At 72.2% G+C, this 14,046-nt stretch carries 15 protein-coding genes; 6 read left to right on the top strand and 9 right to left on the bottom strand.

All coding sequences use genetic code 11. The annotated features are described in order from the left end of the window. The first annotated feature begins 291 nt into the window (after window positions 1-291). Window positions 292-1,026 (top strand): IclR family transcriptional regulator, encoded by a 735-nt coding sequence (locus ACFQBR_RS01170; RefSeq protein ID WP_267945977.1) that lies wholly within the window; start codon window positions 292-294, stop codon window positions 1,024-1,026. Window positions 1,027-1,085: 59 nt separating this feature from the next. Here the strand turns inward: ACFQBR_RS01170 and era are convergent, their stop codons facing one another. From era to ACFQBR_RS01140, 6 genes are all read right to left on the bottom strand, one after another. Next, window positions 1,086-2,054 carry a GTPase Era gene (era, locus tag ACFQBR_RS01165; protein ID WP_267945978.1) on the bottom strand — a complete coding sequence of 323 codons (969 nt, stop codon included), beginning with the start codon at window positions 2,052-2,054 and terminating at the stop codon, window positions 1,086-1,088. A gap of 9 nt (window positions 2,055-2,063) precedes the next feature. Then, complete coding sequence (locus ACFQBR_RS01160) at window positions 2,064-2,408, bottom strand: cytidine deaminase (protein WP_267945979.1); 345 nt, start codon at window positions 2,406-2,408, stop codon at window positions 2,064-2,066. Further along, window positions 2,405-3,811, bottom strand: coding sequence for a hemolysin family protein (locus ACFQBR_RS01155; RefSeq protein WP_344180844.1), 1,407 nt, complete (start codon window positions 3,809-3,811; stop codon window positions 2,405-2,407). Before ACFQBR_RS01155 ends, ACFQBR_RS01160 begins: the two co-directional genes overlap by 4 nt. Then, on the bottom strand, window positions 3,811-4,296 hold the full coding sequence (gene ybeY / locus ACFQBR_RS01150) for an rRNA maturation RNase YbeY (RefSeq protein WP_267945981.1): 486 nt from the start codon (window positions 4,294-4,296) through the stop codon (window positions 3,811-3,813). The genes ACFQBR_RS01155 and ybeY overlap by 1 nt, the downstream gene beginning before the upstream one ends. 143 nt (window positions 4,297-4,439) lie before the next feature. Further along, window positions 4,440-5,567, bottom strand: coding sequence for a PhoH family protein (locus tag ACFQBR_RS01145; RefSeq protein ID WP_344180846.1), 1,128 nt, complete (start codon window positions 5,565-5,567; stop codon window positions 4,440-4,442). A 323-nt stretch (window positions 5,568-5,890) separates the two neighbouring features. After that, window positions 5,891-6,241 carry a histidine triad nucleotide-binding protein gene (locus ACFQBR_RS01140; RefSeq protein ID WP_267945983.1) on the bottom strand — a complete coding sequence of 117 codons (351 nt, stop codon included), beginning with the start codon at window positions 6,239-6,241 and terminating at the stop codon, window positions 5,891-5,893. Between the two features lie 322 nt (window positions 6,242-6,563). Between ACFQBR_RS01140 and ACFQBR_RS01135 the strand changes: the two genes are divergently transcribed. Both ACFQBR_RS01135 and ACFQBR_RS01130 read left to right on the top strand, forming a co-directional pair. After that, window positions 6,564-7,094, top strand: a complete 531-nt coding sequence (locus ACFQBR_RS01135; RefSeq protein ID WP_267950473.1) for a SigE family RNA polymerase sigma factor — start codon at window positions 6,564-6,566, stop codon at window positions 7,092-7,094. Further along, complete coding sequence (locus ACFQBR_RS01130; RefSeq protein ID WP_344180848.1) at window positions 7,091-7,828, top strand: hypothetical protein; 738 nt, start codon at window positions 7,091-7,093, stop codon at window positions 7,826-7,828. The genes ACFQBR_RS01135 and ACFQBR_RS01130 overlap by 4 nt, the downstream gene beginning before the upstream one ends. Window positions 7,829-7,941: 113 nt before the next feature. Here ACFQBR_RS01130 and ACFQBR_RS01125 read toward each other — a convergent pair whose 3' ends face one another. From ACFQBR_RS01125 to hrcA, 3 genes are read right to left on the bottom strand one after another with little or no spacing between them, the layout of a single operon-like run. Next, window positions 7,942-8,679 (bottom strand): 16S rRNA (uracil(1498)-N(3))-methyltransferase, encoded by a 738-nt coding sequence (locus ACFQBR_RS01125; protein ID WP_344180850.1) that lies wholly within the window; start codon window positions 8,677-8,679, stop codon window positions 7,942-7,944. Next, window positions 8,676-9,815, bottom strand: a complete 1,140-nt coding sequence (dnaJ, locus tag ACFQBR_RS01120; protein ID WP_267945986.1) for a molecular chaperone DnaJ — start codon at window positions 9,813-9,815, stop codon at window positions 8,676-8,678. The genes ACFQBR_RS01125 and dnaJ overlap by 4 nt, the downstream gene beginning before the upstream one ends. 4 nt (window positions 9,816-9,819) lie before the next feature. Beyond that, complete coding sequence (gene hrcA, locus ACFQBR_RS01115) at window positions 9,820-10,833, bottom strand: heat-inducible transcriptional repressor HrcA (protein WP_267950474.1); 1,014 nt, start codon at window positions 10,831-10,833, stop codon at window positions 9,820-9,822. 175 nt (window positions 10,834-11,008) lie between these two features. Here hrcA and ACFQBR_RS01110 point away from each other — a divergent pair, with 175 nt between their 5' ends. The 3 genes from ACFQBR_RS01110 (at window position 11,009) to ACFQBR_RS01100 (ending at window position 14,039) form a co-directional block, all read left to right on the top strand. Beyond that, the gene (locus tag ACFQBR_RS01110; protein WP_344180852.1) at window positions 11,009-11,881 is read left to right on the top strand and encodes a DUF3097 domain-containing protein; all 873 of its coding nucleotides are present in this window, start codon (window positions 11,009-11,011) and stop codon (window positions 11,879-11,881) included. A gap of 1,100 nt (window positions 11,882-12,981) precedes the next feature. After that, window positions 12,982-13,311 carry a DUF4870 domain-containing protein gene (locus tag ACFQBR_RS01105; protein WP_267950475.1) on the top strand — a complete coding sequence of 110 codons (330 nt, stop codon included), beginning with the start codon at window positions 12,982-12,984 and terminating at the stop codon, window positions 13,309-13,311. Between the two features lie 47 nt (window positions 13,312-13,358). After that, entirely contained in the window at window positions 13,359-14,039 is a 681-nt protein-coding gene (locus ACFQBR_RS01100) for a DUF4870 domain-containing protein (protein ID WP_344180854.1), read from the top strand. Window positions 14,040-14,046: the final 7 nt, after the last annotated feature.

Raw genomic sequence — 14,046 nt, 5'->3', positions numbered from 1 at the left:
TGTGTCCTCTCCGAAGCGATGTTTTTCCTATCGTGGATGCTAACTTTTGCAATCCGGAAGAACAAGAGAGACCATGGGGAAGTCCGGACCGCCCGGATCACAGCGGCCCCAGAACACCCGGACAGCCGGTTTCGCCCGTGCTATAGAAGACACTGATGCCGAGAACCCTTTTTCGTATCGCAGAAGCAAGAGCCTGAACCCACGCCACAGCCCACGGGAGCGCGTCCGTTGTCAGTCCCACAGACCTCTCTAGTCACCGACGAAGCGGGCAAACGCGAACGCTCCGGTGGTGTGCAGTCGCTCGACCGCGCCTTCTCCCTGCTGGAGATCATGGCGGAGGCGGGCGGCGAGACCTCGCTGAGCCAGCTGGCCGAGTCCTCCGGCCTCCCGCTCCCGACCATCCACCGCATCATCCGCACCCTGGTGGGCAACGGGTACGTGCGCCAGCTCCCCTCCCGCCGCTACGCACTCGGCCCCCGGCTCATCGGCCTGGGCGACAAGGCCTCCCAGATGCTCGGGACCTGGGCCAGGCCGCACCTGGCCCAGCTCGTGGAGGACCTCGGGGAGACCGCGAACCTGGCCATGCTGGACGGCGACAAGGTCATCTACGTGGCGCAGGTCCCCTCGCCGCACGCCATGCGCATGTTCACGGAGGTCGGCCGCCGCGTGCTGCCGCACTCCGCCGGGGTGGGCAAGGCCCTGCTCTCCCAGCTGAGCGACGAGGAGGCCCTGGCCACGGTGCGCCGCACCGGGATGCCCGCGGCCACCGACCGCACCATCACCGAGCCCGAGCGGTTCGTCACCGAGCTGCACAGGGTCCGCGACCAGGGGTTCGCCATCGACGACGGCGAACAGGAGATCGGGGTGCGGTGCGTCGCGGTCCCGGTCGCGGGCGCCCCGTCGGGCATGGCCGTGTCCGTCTCCGGTCCGGAGGCCCGCGTCAGCTGGGAGTTCGTGGAGCGCGCCGCGCCCATCGTGCAGCACTGCGCGACCATGCTCGCCACGGACCTCAACAACCAGTCCTGACCCGGCCCGGGAACGGCGGAAGGGGCGGACCGGCCGGTCCGCCCCTTCCGCACGGGTCGCTACGTCTGCTGGTCGAAGCCCAGCTTGCGCAGCTGCTTGGGGTCGCGCTGCCAGTCCTTGGCCACGCGCACCCGCAGGTCGAGGAACACCCGCTGGCCCAGCAGGCCCTCGATCTGCTTGCGGGCCCGTGAGCCCACGTCGCGCAGGCGCGAGCCCTTCGAGCCGATGACGATGGCCTTCTGGCTGGGGCGCTCCACGTACAGCGACGCGTAGATGTCCACCAGCTCCTTGCCCGGCCGGGTGTTCTCCCGCTGGAACATCTCGTCCACGACCACGGCGATGGAGTGCGGCAGCTCGTCGCGCACGCCCTCCAGTGCGGCCTCGCGGACCAGCTCCGCCACGAGCATCTCGTCAGGCTCGTCGGTCAGGTCGCCGTCCGGGTACAGCGGCGGCCCCTCCGGCAGGTGCGAGGACAGCACGTCGGTGACGGTGTCGAGCTGGAACGCGCCCTGCGCGGACACCGGGACGATGTCGGCCCAGTCGCCCAGCTCGTCCACCGCCATCAGGTGCTTGCCCACGGCCTCCTTGTCGACCAGGTCGGTCTTGGTGACCAGGGCGACCACCGGGGTGTTGCGCTGTTCCGCCAGCTCCTTGGCGATGTAGGTGTCGCCCCGGCCGATCGGCTCGTTCGCGGGCAGGCAGAAGGCGATCACGTCCACCTCGACCAGGGTGGACCGCACCAGCGAGTCCAGCCTCTCGCCCAGCAGGGTGCGGGGCTTGTGCAGGCCCGGGGTGTCCACGATGATCAGCTGGGAACCGGGCCTGTGGACGATACCGCGCACCGTGCGCCGCGTGGTCTGCGGCCGGTTGCTGGTGATCGCCACCTTCTGCCCGACCAGCGCGTTCATCAGCGTGGACTTGCCCACGTTCGGGCGGCCCACGAAGCAGGCGAAGCCGCTGCGGAAACCCTCCGGGTGGGAGGGGGCCGGCAGCGGGACGCGCAGCTTCTCGAGGTCGAGGTCGTTCATGGGTCCTTCTCAGCGCCGGGTGATGCTCGCGGGCACCCCGTCAGGGGCGGCGATCACCACCACCTGGGTCTTCAGGTCGTCCGCCACCGCGCGGTCGTCCTCGGTCAGTTCCTTGGCCTCGGTGACGACCACCGCGGCCTCCAGCGCGGAGGCCTCGCTGGAGGCGGCCGCGGCCACGGCCGCCTGGAGCGCCGTCAGCCGGAGGGAGGGCAGCGACACCGTCGTGGCCACGTACGTGCGTCCCGTCTCGTCGCGCACCGCAGCGCCCTCCGCCGCCGCGTTGCGGGCCCGGGAGGCCCGCGCGAGGGTGATGAGCTTGCCGTCCTCGGGGCCGAGCCCCGTCGTCTCCGTCACTGGTCCGTGCTCCTTACGTCCTCGTTGCGGCCCCGGTCGTCCGGCGCCCCGGCCCCCTCTTCGGGCAGTCGCTCCACCAGGACCGTGGTCATCCGGTTGCGGCGGCTGCTCTTGCCCTCCAGGGTGAGCCTCAGTCCAGCGTATTCGGCCCGGGCCCCGCCGACCGGCACCCGGCCCAGCACGAACGCCACGAGTCCGCCGACGGTCTCCACGTCGGGCACGTCGAGGTCCTGGTCGGGAAAGAGCTCGTCGAGCTCGCCCAGGGGCAGGCGGGCCGTCACCCGCACACTGCCGTCGTCCAGCCAGACCACCGGCGGGATCTCGTGGTCGTACTCGTCGGTGATCTCCCCGACGATCTCCTCCACGATGTCCTCCAGCGTGACGAGCCCGGCCGTTCCGCCGTACTCGTCGATGGCCACCGCGACGTGGTTGCGCTGCTGCTGCATCTCGCGGAGCAGCTCGTCGATGGGCTTGGTGTCGGGCACGTAGGACGCCGTGCGCATCACGTCGCCGGCGGTGAGCGGCACCTCCGCCCCGGCACTGCCCGCGGACGCCGCCCAGCGGTCGCGGAGCTGGTCCACCAGGTCCTTGAGGTAGACGATGCCGACGACGTCGTCCTCGTCCTCGCCGGTCACGGGGATGCGCGAGTACCCGCTCCCCAGCGCCAGGGTGAGGACCGCGTCGGCGTCGGCGTCGCGGCTCGTGAACACGATGTCGGGGCGGGGCACCATGACCTCGCGCACGGAGGTGTCGTCGAGTTTGAAGACGGAGTGGATCATCTGCCGCTCCTCGGCGTCGATCACCTCCCCCTGCTCCGCCAGGTCGACCAGCTGGCGCAGCTCCACCTCGGTGCTGAACGGCCCCTCGCGGTCGCCCTTGCCCCGCGGCGTGATCGCGCGCCCCGCGCCCACCAGGAGCTGGGCGAGCGGACCCACCACGACCTGGACCGGGTAGACCACCGCCGCGCTCGCGCGGGCGAACTGCCCGGCGAACTGGCGGCCGAGGATGCGCGGTGCTATGGCGATCAGCACGGACTCCACGACGACCATCGCCACCGCGGTCAGCAGCAGGGCGGGCCACCCCAGCCCCAGGAGGAACACCATCCCCATGGCCGCCGCGATGACCGCGCACACCTCGCACACCACGCGCAGGAACAGCAGCGCGTTGAGGTGGCGCGTCGGGTCGGCGGCGACCCTGCCCCAGCGGCGGTCGGCCCTGGCCGCCCGCTCCGGACCGGTCGCCTCGGGAAGGCCCACCGACATGACTCGCGTGATGGCGACCTCCGCCGCCACCAGGAACCCGGCCACCGCGGTCAGCACCAGCGCGATCACGAAGGCGGTGATCCACTCGGCGGGCTCCCCCGTGGTCATGGGGGCGACGTCGGGCCACATCAGGGGTCTCATCAGGAGCTCTCGTCCTTCGCGGACCCGGCGGACTCCCGCTCACGCCAGGCTGCGAGGATCTCGCCCTGGAGGCCGAACATCTCCTTGTGCTCCTCCGGTTCGGCGTGGTCGTAGCCCAGCAGGTGGAGGATGCCGTGGGTGCAGAGCAGGTCGATCTCCGCCTGTGTACTGTGCCCGGCCTTCTCGGCCTGGCGCTCGGCCACCTGCGGACAGATGATCACGTCACCGAGGACGCCGGGCTCGCTGGTGCGCCCCGGGCCGCCGGGGCGCAGCTCGTCCATCGGGAAGGAGAGCACGTCGGTGGGGCCCGGTTCGTCCATCCACCGCACGTGCAGGTCGGTCATCGGCCCCTCGTCCACCAGCACGACGGACAGCTCGGCCAGGGGGTGGACGCGCATGGCGTCGAGCACGTGCCGGGCCAGGCGGGAGAGTCGCTCCTCGTCCACTGCGGTGACGCCGGACTCGTTGGCGACGTCGATACTCATCGGTTGCGGCTGCCTCACTTGGAATCGTCGCGGCCGGGCGGCGCGCCCGGCCGGTGGGTGCGCCGTCTGCGGCCCTCACCCGGGACACCCGAACCGGTGGGCCCGCATGCTCACGGACCCACCGGTGCGAACGCCGTACTACCTCAGTCTGCCCGCTCCCCGGGGCGGGTGCTCCCCGTCCCCGGGTCCTTCGGGGTGTCGGAGGGCTCGTCGCGCGGGGACGGGCCCCGGTCGCGGCCGCCCCCGGCGCGACGGCGGTCCCCCCTGCGGTCGCCCTGACGGTCGTTCTGGACGGCGTCGTAACGCCCGTAGGCGTCGACGATCTTGCCGACGAGCTTGTGCCTGACGACGTCCTCGCTGGTGAGCCGGCAGAAGGCGATGTCGTCGATGTCACTCAGGATCGTCTCGATGGTCCGCAGCCCGCTGGCCTGCCCGCCGGGCAGGTCCACCTGGGTGACGTCACCGGTGACCACGATCCTGGAGCCGAAGCCCAGGCGCGTCAGGAACATCTTCATCTGCTCGGGCGAGGTGTTCTGCGCCTCGTCCAGGATGATGAAGGAGTCGTTCAGGGTCCGGCCCCGCATGTACGCCAGGGGCGCGACCTCGATCGTCCCGGCGGCCATCAGCTTGGGGATGGAATCGGGGTCGAGCATGTCGTGCAGGGCGTCGTAGAGGGGACGCAGGTAGGGGTCGATCTTGTCGTAGAGCGTGCCCGGCAGGAAGCCCAGCCGCTCACCGGCCTCCACCGCGGGACGGGTGAGGATGATCCGGTTGACCTCTTTGTCCTGGAGCGCCTTGACCGCCTTGGCCATGGCCAGGTAGGTCTTGCCGGTGCCCGCCGGGCCGATGCCGAACACCACGGTGCTGCGGTCGATGGTGTCGACGTAGCGCTTCTGGTTGAGCGTCTTGGGCCGGATGGTCTTGCCGCGGTTGGACAGGATGTTGGTCGTGAGCACGTCCGCGGGCCGCTCCGAACCGGGCGCCGCCAGCATGTGGACCATGCGCTCGATGGTGTCGGGGGTGACGTGCGTGCCGCTCTTGGCGAGTTCGATCAGCTCCTCGACGAGACGGACCACCACGGCGGTCTCCTCGGGGGTCCCGCTGATGGTGAACTCGTTGCCTCGGACGTGGATGTCGCTCTCGAAGGCCCGCTCCAACGCCCTGAGGAGTTCGTCCCCCGAGCCCAGCAGGCTGATCATCGTGTGCTCGTCGGGCACCACGACCTTGACCTGAGTGTCCCGTCGCGGGTGCGTGTGCGTTGTCTCGGCCATGGTGTGGCCTTGCGGCCGCTGTCCTACCCTTCGCTCGGGCGCCGCCCGCCTGGACGGGCGCGGCGTCTCCTGGACGACCCCGGCACCGTGCGGGGCGCCGGGCGGGGCTCCGCGCCGGTGTTCCACAGGAGTCCCACCGGGCTCTGGAAGCCCACACCCCGAGTCTACCAAGGCGTCCCCGCCCCGCTCGATGGGTTATTCGGCGCCTGTGGACGGGGCCGCGCGGGGCCTGACGGGGCCGGTTCCGGCAGCGGCCGGGCGCGGGTCCCGGGCGGTCCGGGCCCGCGCCCTGTCCGGAACGGTCCGGGGCCCGGGACCGGCCCCTACCCGGGGGGCCAGTTGAGGCCGCGGCCGCCCAGGAGGTGGCCGTGGAGGTGGAAGACCGTCTGCCCGGCCCCGCTGCCGGTGTTGAACACCAGGCGGTACCCGGTGTCGGCGACGCCCTCGGCCACGGCGACCTCGTGTGCGTCCCGGACGATCTCGTCCAGCAGCCCGGCGCCGGCGGCGGCAGCGGCGGCGGCGTCGGGGTGGTGGTCGCGCGGGACGATCAGCACGTGCGTGGGCGCCTGGGGGTTGATGTCGCGGAAGGCGAGGGTCCGCTCGCCCTCCCGGACGATCTCGGCGGGCACCTCCCCCTTCACGATCTTGCAGAAGAGGCAGTCCTCATGGGCCATCGCGAACCTCCGTGGTGTGTTCGCGGCCGCCGGAACGGCCGCCGTCTGGGGGTTGTCCCGGACCATGATGCCGCAGGTCGGCGCCGGGCGGCCCATCCCGGGAAGGCCGCCGGCCGCGGTCCGGGAGCCCGTTCGGCAACGGCCTCCGTCCCAGGCGCGATAGGCTTTCCACCCGTGCGCGTCGGGTCGTCGGAAACGTCCGCCCCGGCCCGGTACCCACGTGTTCGGAATGAAACGCGCGTCTACCTGGAAAAGAAGAGGTATGCCCTTTCGTAAACCCCGCGACAAGGGTGTGCGTCGAACTGACGTGACGACAGAAACCATGGTGGCCGGAGCCCCCACGGCCCCGCTCTCGGTGGAGTGGGACGCCGACCACGCCGTGACGGAGCTCTACAGGGAGCACTACCGTCCGCTCGTTCGGCTCGCATCCCTTCTCGTCCGCGACCACGCGACCGCGGAGGAAGTCGTTCAGGACTCGTTCGTCGCGATGCACGGCGCCTGGCGCCGGCTGCGCGATCCGAACAAGGCCCTGTCCTACCTCCGCCAGGCGGTGGTGAACAAGGCCCGGTCCGTGCTCCGCCACCGGGCGGTGGTGGAGAAGCACGCCCCCAAGGCCCTCCCCGACGCCCCCAGTGCCGAACACGGCGCCCTGAACCTGTTGGAGCGGGAGGCGGTCATCCGTGCCCTGCGCAAACTACCCACCCGTCAGCGAGAGGCCATCGTGCTCCGGTACTACGGCGACCTGTCAGAGGCTCAGATCGCGGACGCCATGGGGATCAGCCGGGGCGCGGTGAAGAGCCACACGTCCCGTGGCATCTCCTCGCTCCGCTCTGTTCTGGAGCAGACGACATGACCGGTCCGACAGATCCGACCGACGACGCCTTCGAGGACCGGCTGCGCCAGGTCCTCATGGCCGAGGCGAGCACGGTGGAGCCCTCTCCGGAGGCCCTGAACCTGATCCGCGAGCGCACCGAGCGCAACCGCGGCTTCGCCTGGTTCGGCCTGCCCTGGCTACGACCGGTGGCGGCGGTGGCGGGGGCCGTGATGATCGCCGCCTCCGTGGTCGTGTCCAGCCCCCAGGTCCGCGACCAGGTGCTGGAGTTCGTCCCGGCGGGGGCCGATCGCCACGGCGCCCCTCCCGAGCACGACGCGGACGGCGGCGGCGTGGCCGCCCCCGACCCGTCCTCCGACTCCACCGAGGGGAGCACGCAGCAGCCGGCGGAGCCGCCTCGGGACCCCGAGAGCTCACCCAGCTCCGGCGAGGACGAGGACCCGGCCGAGGAGGGCGTCGAGACCGCGTCCACCTGTTCTCCCCCCGCGGACGGGCCGGCGCCCTCCCCCAGCGCCTCCGCGGAGGAGAAGGACGGCGGCGCCTCCGCCTCCGAGGAGGAGTGCGACCCGAGCGAGGAGCCGACCGACGGCGAGGCCGGCGGCGGTGACGAGAGCGGCAGCGGCGGTGGCGGGGAGGCCCCCGGCACCGGCGGCGGGGACGAGGGGGCCGGCGGCGGCGGTGAGGAGACCTCCAGCGGCGGTTCCGGCAGCACCGGCGGCGACGCCACCAGCAACCGGGCCGTGCCCGGGGAGTGACACGCGGGCCCGGTGCGCCGGGACCGACGACGGAGGCGGCCGGGGGGATCCCCCCGGCCGCCTCCGTCGTTCCGTCGGCGGTGTGCCCGCTCCCGGCCCCGTGCCCCTCGCCGCTACCAGCGCCCGGTGCGCGCCTGGAGCACCGCCAGGGCGGCGACCCCAGCGGTGGAGGTGCGCAGCACGCTCGGTCCCAGCAGGGCCCGCACGGCGCCCGCCGCGGTGAACGCGTCGAGCTCGGCGTCGGAGAACCCTCCCTCGGGGCCGACCACCACGACGATCCCCGGACCGTCGCCCGAGGGCAGGTCCAGTTCGGCCAGGCGTCCGGCACCGTCCTCGTGCAGGACCACGCCCAGGTCGGCTCCGGCCAGCAGCCCGGCCACGGCGGACCGGTCCGCGAGGTCCTCGACCAGGGGCAGCCGCCCCCGCCGCGCCTGCTTGGCCGACTCCCTCGCGGTGGCGCGCCACTTGGCCAGCGCCTTGGCCGCCCGGTCGCCCTTCCAGCGGGTGACGGAGCGCTCGGCGGCCCAGGGCACGATCGTGTCCACCCCGGCCTCGGTCATCATCTCCACGGCCAGTTCGCCGCGGTCGCCCTTGGGCAGCGCCTGGACCACGGTCAGGCGGGGACGCGGCGCGGGTTCCTCCCGGCGCTCCACCACCGTGCAGACGACGTGGTCCCTGCCCACGGCGGACACCGTGCACCGGGCACGCAGGCCGAGACCGTCGGACAGGTCGACGGTCTCGCCCTCCCTGATGCGCCGCACGACCGCGGCGTGGTGCCCCTCGGGGCCGTCCACCGTCACCCGGTCGGCCGCCAGTGCGGCGGTCCCGACCAGGAAGACGGGGGGTGTCACTTCGCGCCGAAGGCGTCGCGGAGCTTGGCGAAGAGGCCGCCGTGCCCGGGGCTGAACCGCCCCGGGGACTGGTCCTCGCCGCGCAGCTCGGCGAACTTGCGGAGGAGGTTCTCCTGCTCCTCGTCGAGCTTGCCCGGGGTCTCCACGTCGACGCGGATGCGCAGGTCGCCCCGGCCTCCCCCGTCCAGGTGCGTGACGCCCTTGTTGGACAGGGTGATGACGTGGCCGGAGTTGGTGCCCGGCCGCAGATCGATGTTCTCGGTCCCGTCCAGGGTGTCGAAGGCGAAGGACGCGCCCAGCGCGGCGGCCGTCATGGGGACCGTCACCGTGCAGTGCAGGTCGTCGCCGCGCCGCTCGAAGGTCGGGTGGGGACGCTGGATGATCTCCAGGATGATGTCGCCGCGCGGGCCGCCGTTGGGGCCGACCTCACCCTCTCCGGCGAGCTGGATCCGGGTGCCGTCGTCGACGCCGGCCGGGATCTTGACGGTACGGGTGACCTTCTCGCGCACCCGGCCCTCCCCCGCGCAGTCGCCGCAGGGGTTGGTGATGACCGAGCCCTGGCCCGAGCACTGCGGGCAGGGGCGGGAGGTCATGACCTGGCCCAGGAAGGACCTCGTCACCTGGGAGACCTCGCCCTGGCCGTGGCACATCTCGCACGTGGTGCGGTGCGAACCGGCCGCGGTCCCCTCACCCTGGCACGTCTCGCACAGGATCGCGGTGGGGAAGGTGATCTCCTTGCTGACCCCGAACGCGGTCTCCACCAGGTCCAGTTCGACCCGGATCTTGATGCTGCGCCCGCGCCGGACCCGTTCCCGGGGGCCGCGCCCGCCGGGCTGGCCGCCGCCGAAGAAGGCGTTCATGATGTCGTCGAAGGCGAACCCGCCCCCGCCGCCGAAGCCTCCCGCGCCGCCACCGCCGGGAGCGTAGGGGTCCTGGCCCATGTCGAACATCCGGCGCTTGTTCTCGTCGGAGAGGACCTCGTAGGCCTGGGTCACCTCCTTGAAGCGCTCCTGGGTCGCGGGGTCGGGGTTGATGTCCGGATGGAGCTCGCGCGCGAGCCTCCGGTACGCCTTCTTGATCTCGTCCTTGGACGCGTCGCGACGCACCCCGAGAACCTGGTAATAGTCTCTGGCCACTGAGTTACTGTCCTGCCAAAATCTGTCCGACATACCGAGCCACGGCGCGTACCGCTCCCATTGTTCCCGGATAGTCCATCCGGGTGGGCCCCACGACACCGATCTTGGCGAGCGACTGGTTTCCCACACCGTAGTCGGCCGAGACGATGGAGGTGGACCGGAGACCCTCGTGGAAGTTCTCCGCGCCGATGCGCACCGTGAGCATTGACGGGTCCTTCGCCTCACCCAGCAAACGGATGAGGACCATGTTCTCTTCCAGCGCCTCCAGGACGTCCCGCAGGCTGGCGGCGAAGTCCACGGCGGCGAGGTTGGCCGTCCCCGCGAGGACGATCTTCTCCTCGTGCCGCTCGACGAGGCTCTCCAGCAGGACGGAGAGGACGGCCACCGCCATCTGGCGGTGTTCGGGCGGAACCTGCGCGGGCAGGTCCTCAACCGCGTCGGGCACCTCTCCGAGGTGGAGACCGGAGATGGCGCGGTTGAGCATGGAGCGCAGGTCGTTGACCGCGGTTCCGTTGACCTCGCCGAGGCCGTCGATGACGCGCTGCTCGACCCTGCCCGTGTCGGTGATCACGACCATCATGACCCGCTGGCCCCCCAGGGGGACCAGCTCGACGTGCTGGACCGAGGAACGGGTCAGCGACGGGTACTGCACGATCGCGACCTGGCGGGTGAGCTGCGCGAGGAGCCGCACGGTCCGCGCGACGATCTCGTCCAGGTCCACCGCTCCGGCGAGGAAGGACTCGATGGCGCGGCGCTCCGGCGCCGACAGGGGCTTGACGGAGGAGAGCCGGTCGACGAAGAGCCGGTACCCCTTGTCCGTGGGCACGCGTCCCGCGCTGGTGTGGGGCTGGGCGATGTACCCGTCCTCCTCCAGCGCGACCATGTCGTTGCGGATGGTCGCGGGAGAGACCCCGAGCCTGTGCCGGTCGGCCAGCGCCCTGGAGCCGACGGGCTCGTTCGTGTTGACGAAGTCCTCCACGACCGCTCGCAGGACAGCGAGCTTGCGCTCGTCCAGCAACTCGCCACCTCCTGGCACTCCGGGGTCCTCAGTGCTAATTCTATGCCCGGCCGCAAACCCGGACGGCTACCCCTCGGCGGTAACACCGGAGGAGGCGCCGGATCTTCCCTCCGGAGCCGCGACGTGCGCCACGGCGCGGATGAACCGACACCCTCCCCCAGTAGACTGCACGACCGTGGCTACCAAGGGAACCGGCCGCTACGGCCGCGACGTGCTCGCAGGCGACTGGCGGCTGCCCCGCAAGGGGGCCGTGCGCGAGGTCGCCCTGAGTCGGGACCTGGTCGTGGAGGACGCCGACGAGGCCTTCTGCGGAGCGGTCGTGACGTGGGACAGGTCCAGCGTGACCCTGGAGGACCGCGCGGGGCGCCGCAGGGTGTTCGACCTCGGCCCGGCCGCCTTCCTGCTCGACGGGAGACCCGTGACCCTGGTGCGCCCCGCGCCCGCGCCGCGGGGACCCCTGCGGAGCGCGTCCGGCTCGGTGGCGGTGCCCGGGGCCGCCGCGCGCACGGCGCGTGAGAGCAGGATCTACGTGGAGGGCGCGCACGACGCCGAGCTCGTGGAGAAGGTCTGGGGCCACGACCTCCGCGTCGAGGGAATCGCCGTCGAGTTCCTGGAGGGCGTCGACGACCTGCCCTCGATCGTGGCGGACTTCTCCCCCGGCCCGGGCCGCCGCCTGGGGGTCCTCGTCGACCACCTGGTCCCCGGGTCCAAGGAGAGCCGGATCGCCGAGCGGGTGCGCGGGGAGCACGTGCTGGTCGCCGGCCACCCCTACGTCGACGTCTGGCAGGCGGTGCGGCCGGGCGCCGTGGGGATCGGGGCCTGGCCGGAGGTTCCGCGCGGGCGCCCCTGGAAGGAGGGCGTCGTCGAGGCCCTCGGGTGGCGGCTGGAGACCGGTGAGGCGTGGCGCAGGATCCTCGGATCGGTCCGTACCTATGCTGATCTGGAGCCCTCGCTGCTCGGACGCGTGGAGGAGCTCATCGACTTCGTCACGGGGCCCCATCCGGACGAGCCCCGGGGCCCGTCGTCGGGTCGGGGCGCCCACCCGTGACCGGGCCGTTTTCGCGCCGGTACGGCCCCAGGACCTAGGATTCTGCCCAGGGCGCGGTCCGGACACCCGGTGTCCGGCGCCGCGGTCGCCCGCCTCCGGCCCCGCGCGGTCGTCGGTACGAGCGAAAGTACAAGAACCGCCACTCATGAGCGGAGCCAAGGAAGAGCATGAGCGAGACCCCGACGAACCCCCCGTCCCCGGAGGACCCCGACCAGGACCGGCAGCCCGGGCAGCCGGACGGCGGGCAGCAGGAGTACGGCCCCCGGGGTGAGGGCCGACCGCAGCAGCCCGGGTACGGGCAGCCGTCGGGCGGCCTGTCCCCGTACGCTCCGCAGCCCGACCAGGCACAGCCCGGGTACGGGCAGCCCTCGGGCGAACAGCCCGCGTACGGACAGCAGCCCCACCCCGGCCACGGACAGCCCTCCGGCGGCCAGTCCCCCTACGCCCCGCAGCCCGACCAGGCACAGCCCCCGTACGGACAGCCCGGCTACGGACAACCGCCCCAGCAGCCCTACGGCGGGCCCCAGGCACAGCCCGGTTTCGCCCCTCCCGGCGGAGAGCAGCAGGCCCAAGGGCACCAGCCCCCGCAGCCCTACGGCGGGCCCGCGTACGGGCAGCCCTCGGGGGCCCAGCCCGCGTACGGACAGCAGCCCCACCCCGGCCACGGACAGCCGACCGGCGGCCAGTCCCCCTACGCCCCGCAGCCCGACCAGGCACAGCCCCCGTACGGACAGCCCTCGGGCGAACAGTCCGCGTACGGGCAGCCCTCGGGGGCCCAGCCCGCGTACGGACAGCAGCCCCACCCCGGCCACGGACAGCCCTCCGGCGGCCAGTCCCCCTACGCCCCGCAGCCCGACCAGGGCCACCAGGACTACGGTCAGCAGGCGCAGCAGCCCTACGGGCACCCCCACCAGGCACAGCCCCAGCAGCCCTACGGCCGACCGGCCGGCGGCCCGCAGGGGTACGCCCCCCAGCCCGACCACGCGCAGCACCCGCAGGCCTACGGACATCCCCAGCAGCCGCAGTACCCCGGGGCGCAGGCAGCCTACGGCCAGCCGCAGCCGCCCGCCCAGGGGGGTGACAACAGCACGCTGGTGGCCATGCTCGCCCACCTCTCGGGCTTCGTGATCGCCTGCTTCGGCTGGATCCCGCCCCTCGCGGTCTACCTCGCCAAGCGCAACCAGTCGCCGTTCGTCCGGCACCACGCCTCGGAGGCGGCGAACTTCCAGATCACGCTGCTGATCCCGTACGTCTTCGCCTGGGTCGTCTTCATCGGTCTGGGTATCTTCTTCCCAGGACTGTCCTGGATCGGATCCCTCCTCATCGCGGTCGTCTGGATCGTGTCGATCGTGTTCGGGGTCATGGGCGCCAACGGCGCCAACAAGGGGACCTGGTACCGCTACCCGGTCAGCATCCGCCTGCTGAAGTGAGGCCGTCCCGAAGCACGGTCCGAGCGAGTCCACCCGAAGGAACCACCATGTCGTACCCGAACAACCCGCCAGAGGACCCCTACGGCCAGGGGGACCCGACCGGCCGCGACGACGGCTCCGGGGGCCGGTCGGGCGGCTATCCGCCCCCCGGCGGTTCCGGCGGATACCCGCCGCCCCCTCAGGACCCCTCGGGGTACCCGGGCGGCGGCCACCCCGGACAGCCCGGCGGATATCCGCCGCCCGGCTACCCCGGACACCAGGACCCGGGCAGCTACCAGGGTCCGCCCGGCTATCCCGGGCAGCCCGGGTACCAGGAGCAGACCGGCGGCTACCAGCAGGGCGGCTATCCGCCCCCCGGCTACCCGCCCCACGGGGGCTACGGCCAGTCGTCGGCGACGACCGGCCAGCCCAACTCCGAGGAGCGCACGATGGCGCTCCTGACCCACCTCAGCGGGATCGTGCTGGGCTTCCTCGTCCCGCTGATCATGTATTTGGTGAAGAAGGACGAGTCGCCCTTCCTCCGCCACCAGTCGGCGCAGGCGCTGAACTTCCAGATCCTGCTGACCATCGGCTACGTCATCTCGATCCCGCTGTCGTTCATCCTCATCGGCGGGCTCCTGAGCCTGGTCCTGTGGGTGCTGGCCGTGGTGTTCGGCATCCTGGCGGGCACCGCGGCCAACCGCGGCGAGTGGTACCGCTACCCGGTCAACGTCGACTGGGTCAAGTAGCGGCGCG

The sequence above is a fragment of the Nocardiopsis tropica genome (assembly GCF_042660575.1).
GTDB classification, from domain to species: domain Bacteria; phylum Actinomycetota; class Actinomycetes; order Streptosporangiales; family Streptosporangiaceae; genus Nocardiopsis; species Nocardiopsis tropica.
This window is presented reverse-complemented; position numbering and strand designations above follow the sequence as displayed.

Bases quoted from the DNA above. Each gene is read 5' to 3' on its own strand.
- era (WP_267945978.1), bottom strand. From the start codon at position 2,054: ATGAACGACCTCGACCTCGAGAAGCTGCGCGTCCCGCTGCCGGCCCCC.
- ACFQBR_RS01155 (WP_344180844.1), bottom strand. From the start codon at position 3,811: ATGAGACCCCTGATGTGGCCCGACGTCGCCCCCATGACCACGGGGGAG.
- ybeY (WP_267945981.1), bottom strand. From the start codon at position 4,296: ATGAGTATCGACGTCGCCAACGAGTCCGGCGTCACCGCAGTGGACGAG.
- ACFQBR_RS01145 (WP_344180846.1), bottom strand. From the start codon at position 5,567: ATGGCCGAGACAACGCACACGCACCCGCGACGGGACACTCAGGTCAAG.
- ACFQBR_RS01140 (WP_267945983.1), bottom strand. From the start codon at position 6,241: ATGGCCCATGAGGACTGCCTCTTCTGCAAGATCGTGAAGGGGGAGGTG.
- ACFQBR_RS01135 (WP_267950473.1), top strand. From the start codon at position 6,564: ATGGTGGCCGGAGCCCCCACGGCCCCGCTCTCGGTGGAGTGGGACGCC.
- ACFQBR_RS01130 (WP_344180848.1), top strand. From the start codon at position 7,091: ATGACCGGTCCGACAGATCCGACCGACGACGCCTTCGAGGACCGGCTG.
- ACFQBR_RS01105 (WP_267950475.1), top strand. From the start codon at position 12,982: ATGCTCGCCCACCTCTCGGGCTTCGTGATCGCCTGCTTCGGCTGGATC.
- ACFQBR_RS01100 (WP_344180854.1), top strand. From the start codon at position 13,359: ATGTCGTACCCGAACAACCCGCCAGAGGACCCCTACGGCCAGGGGGAC.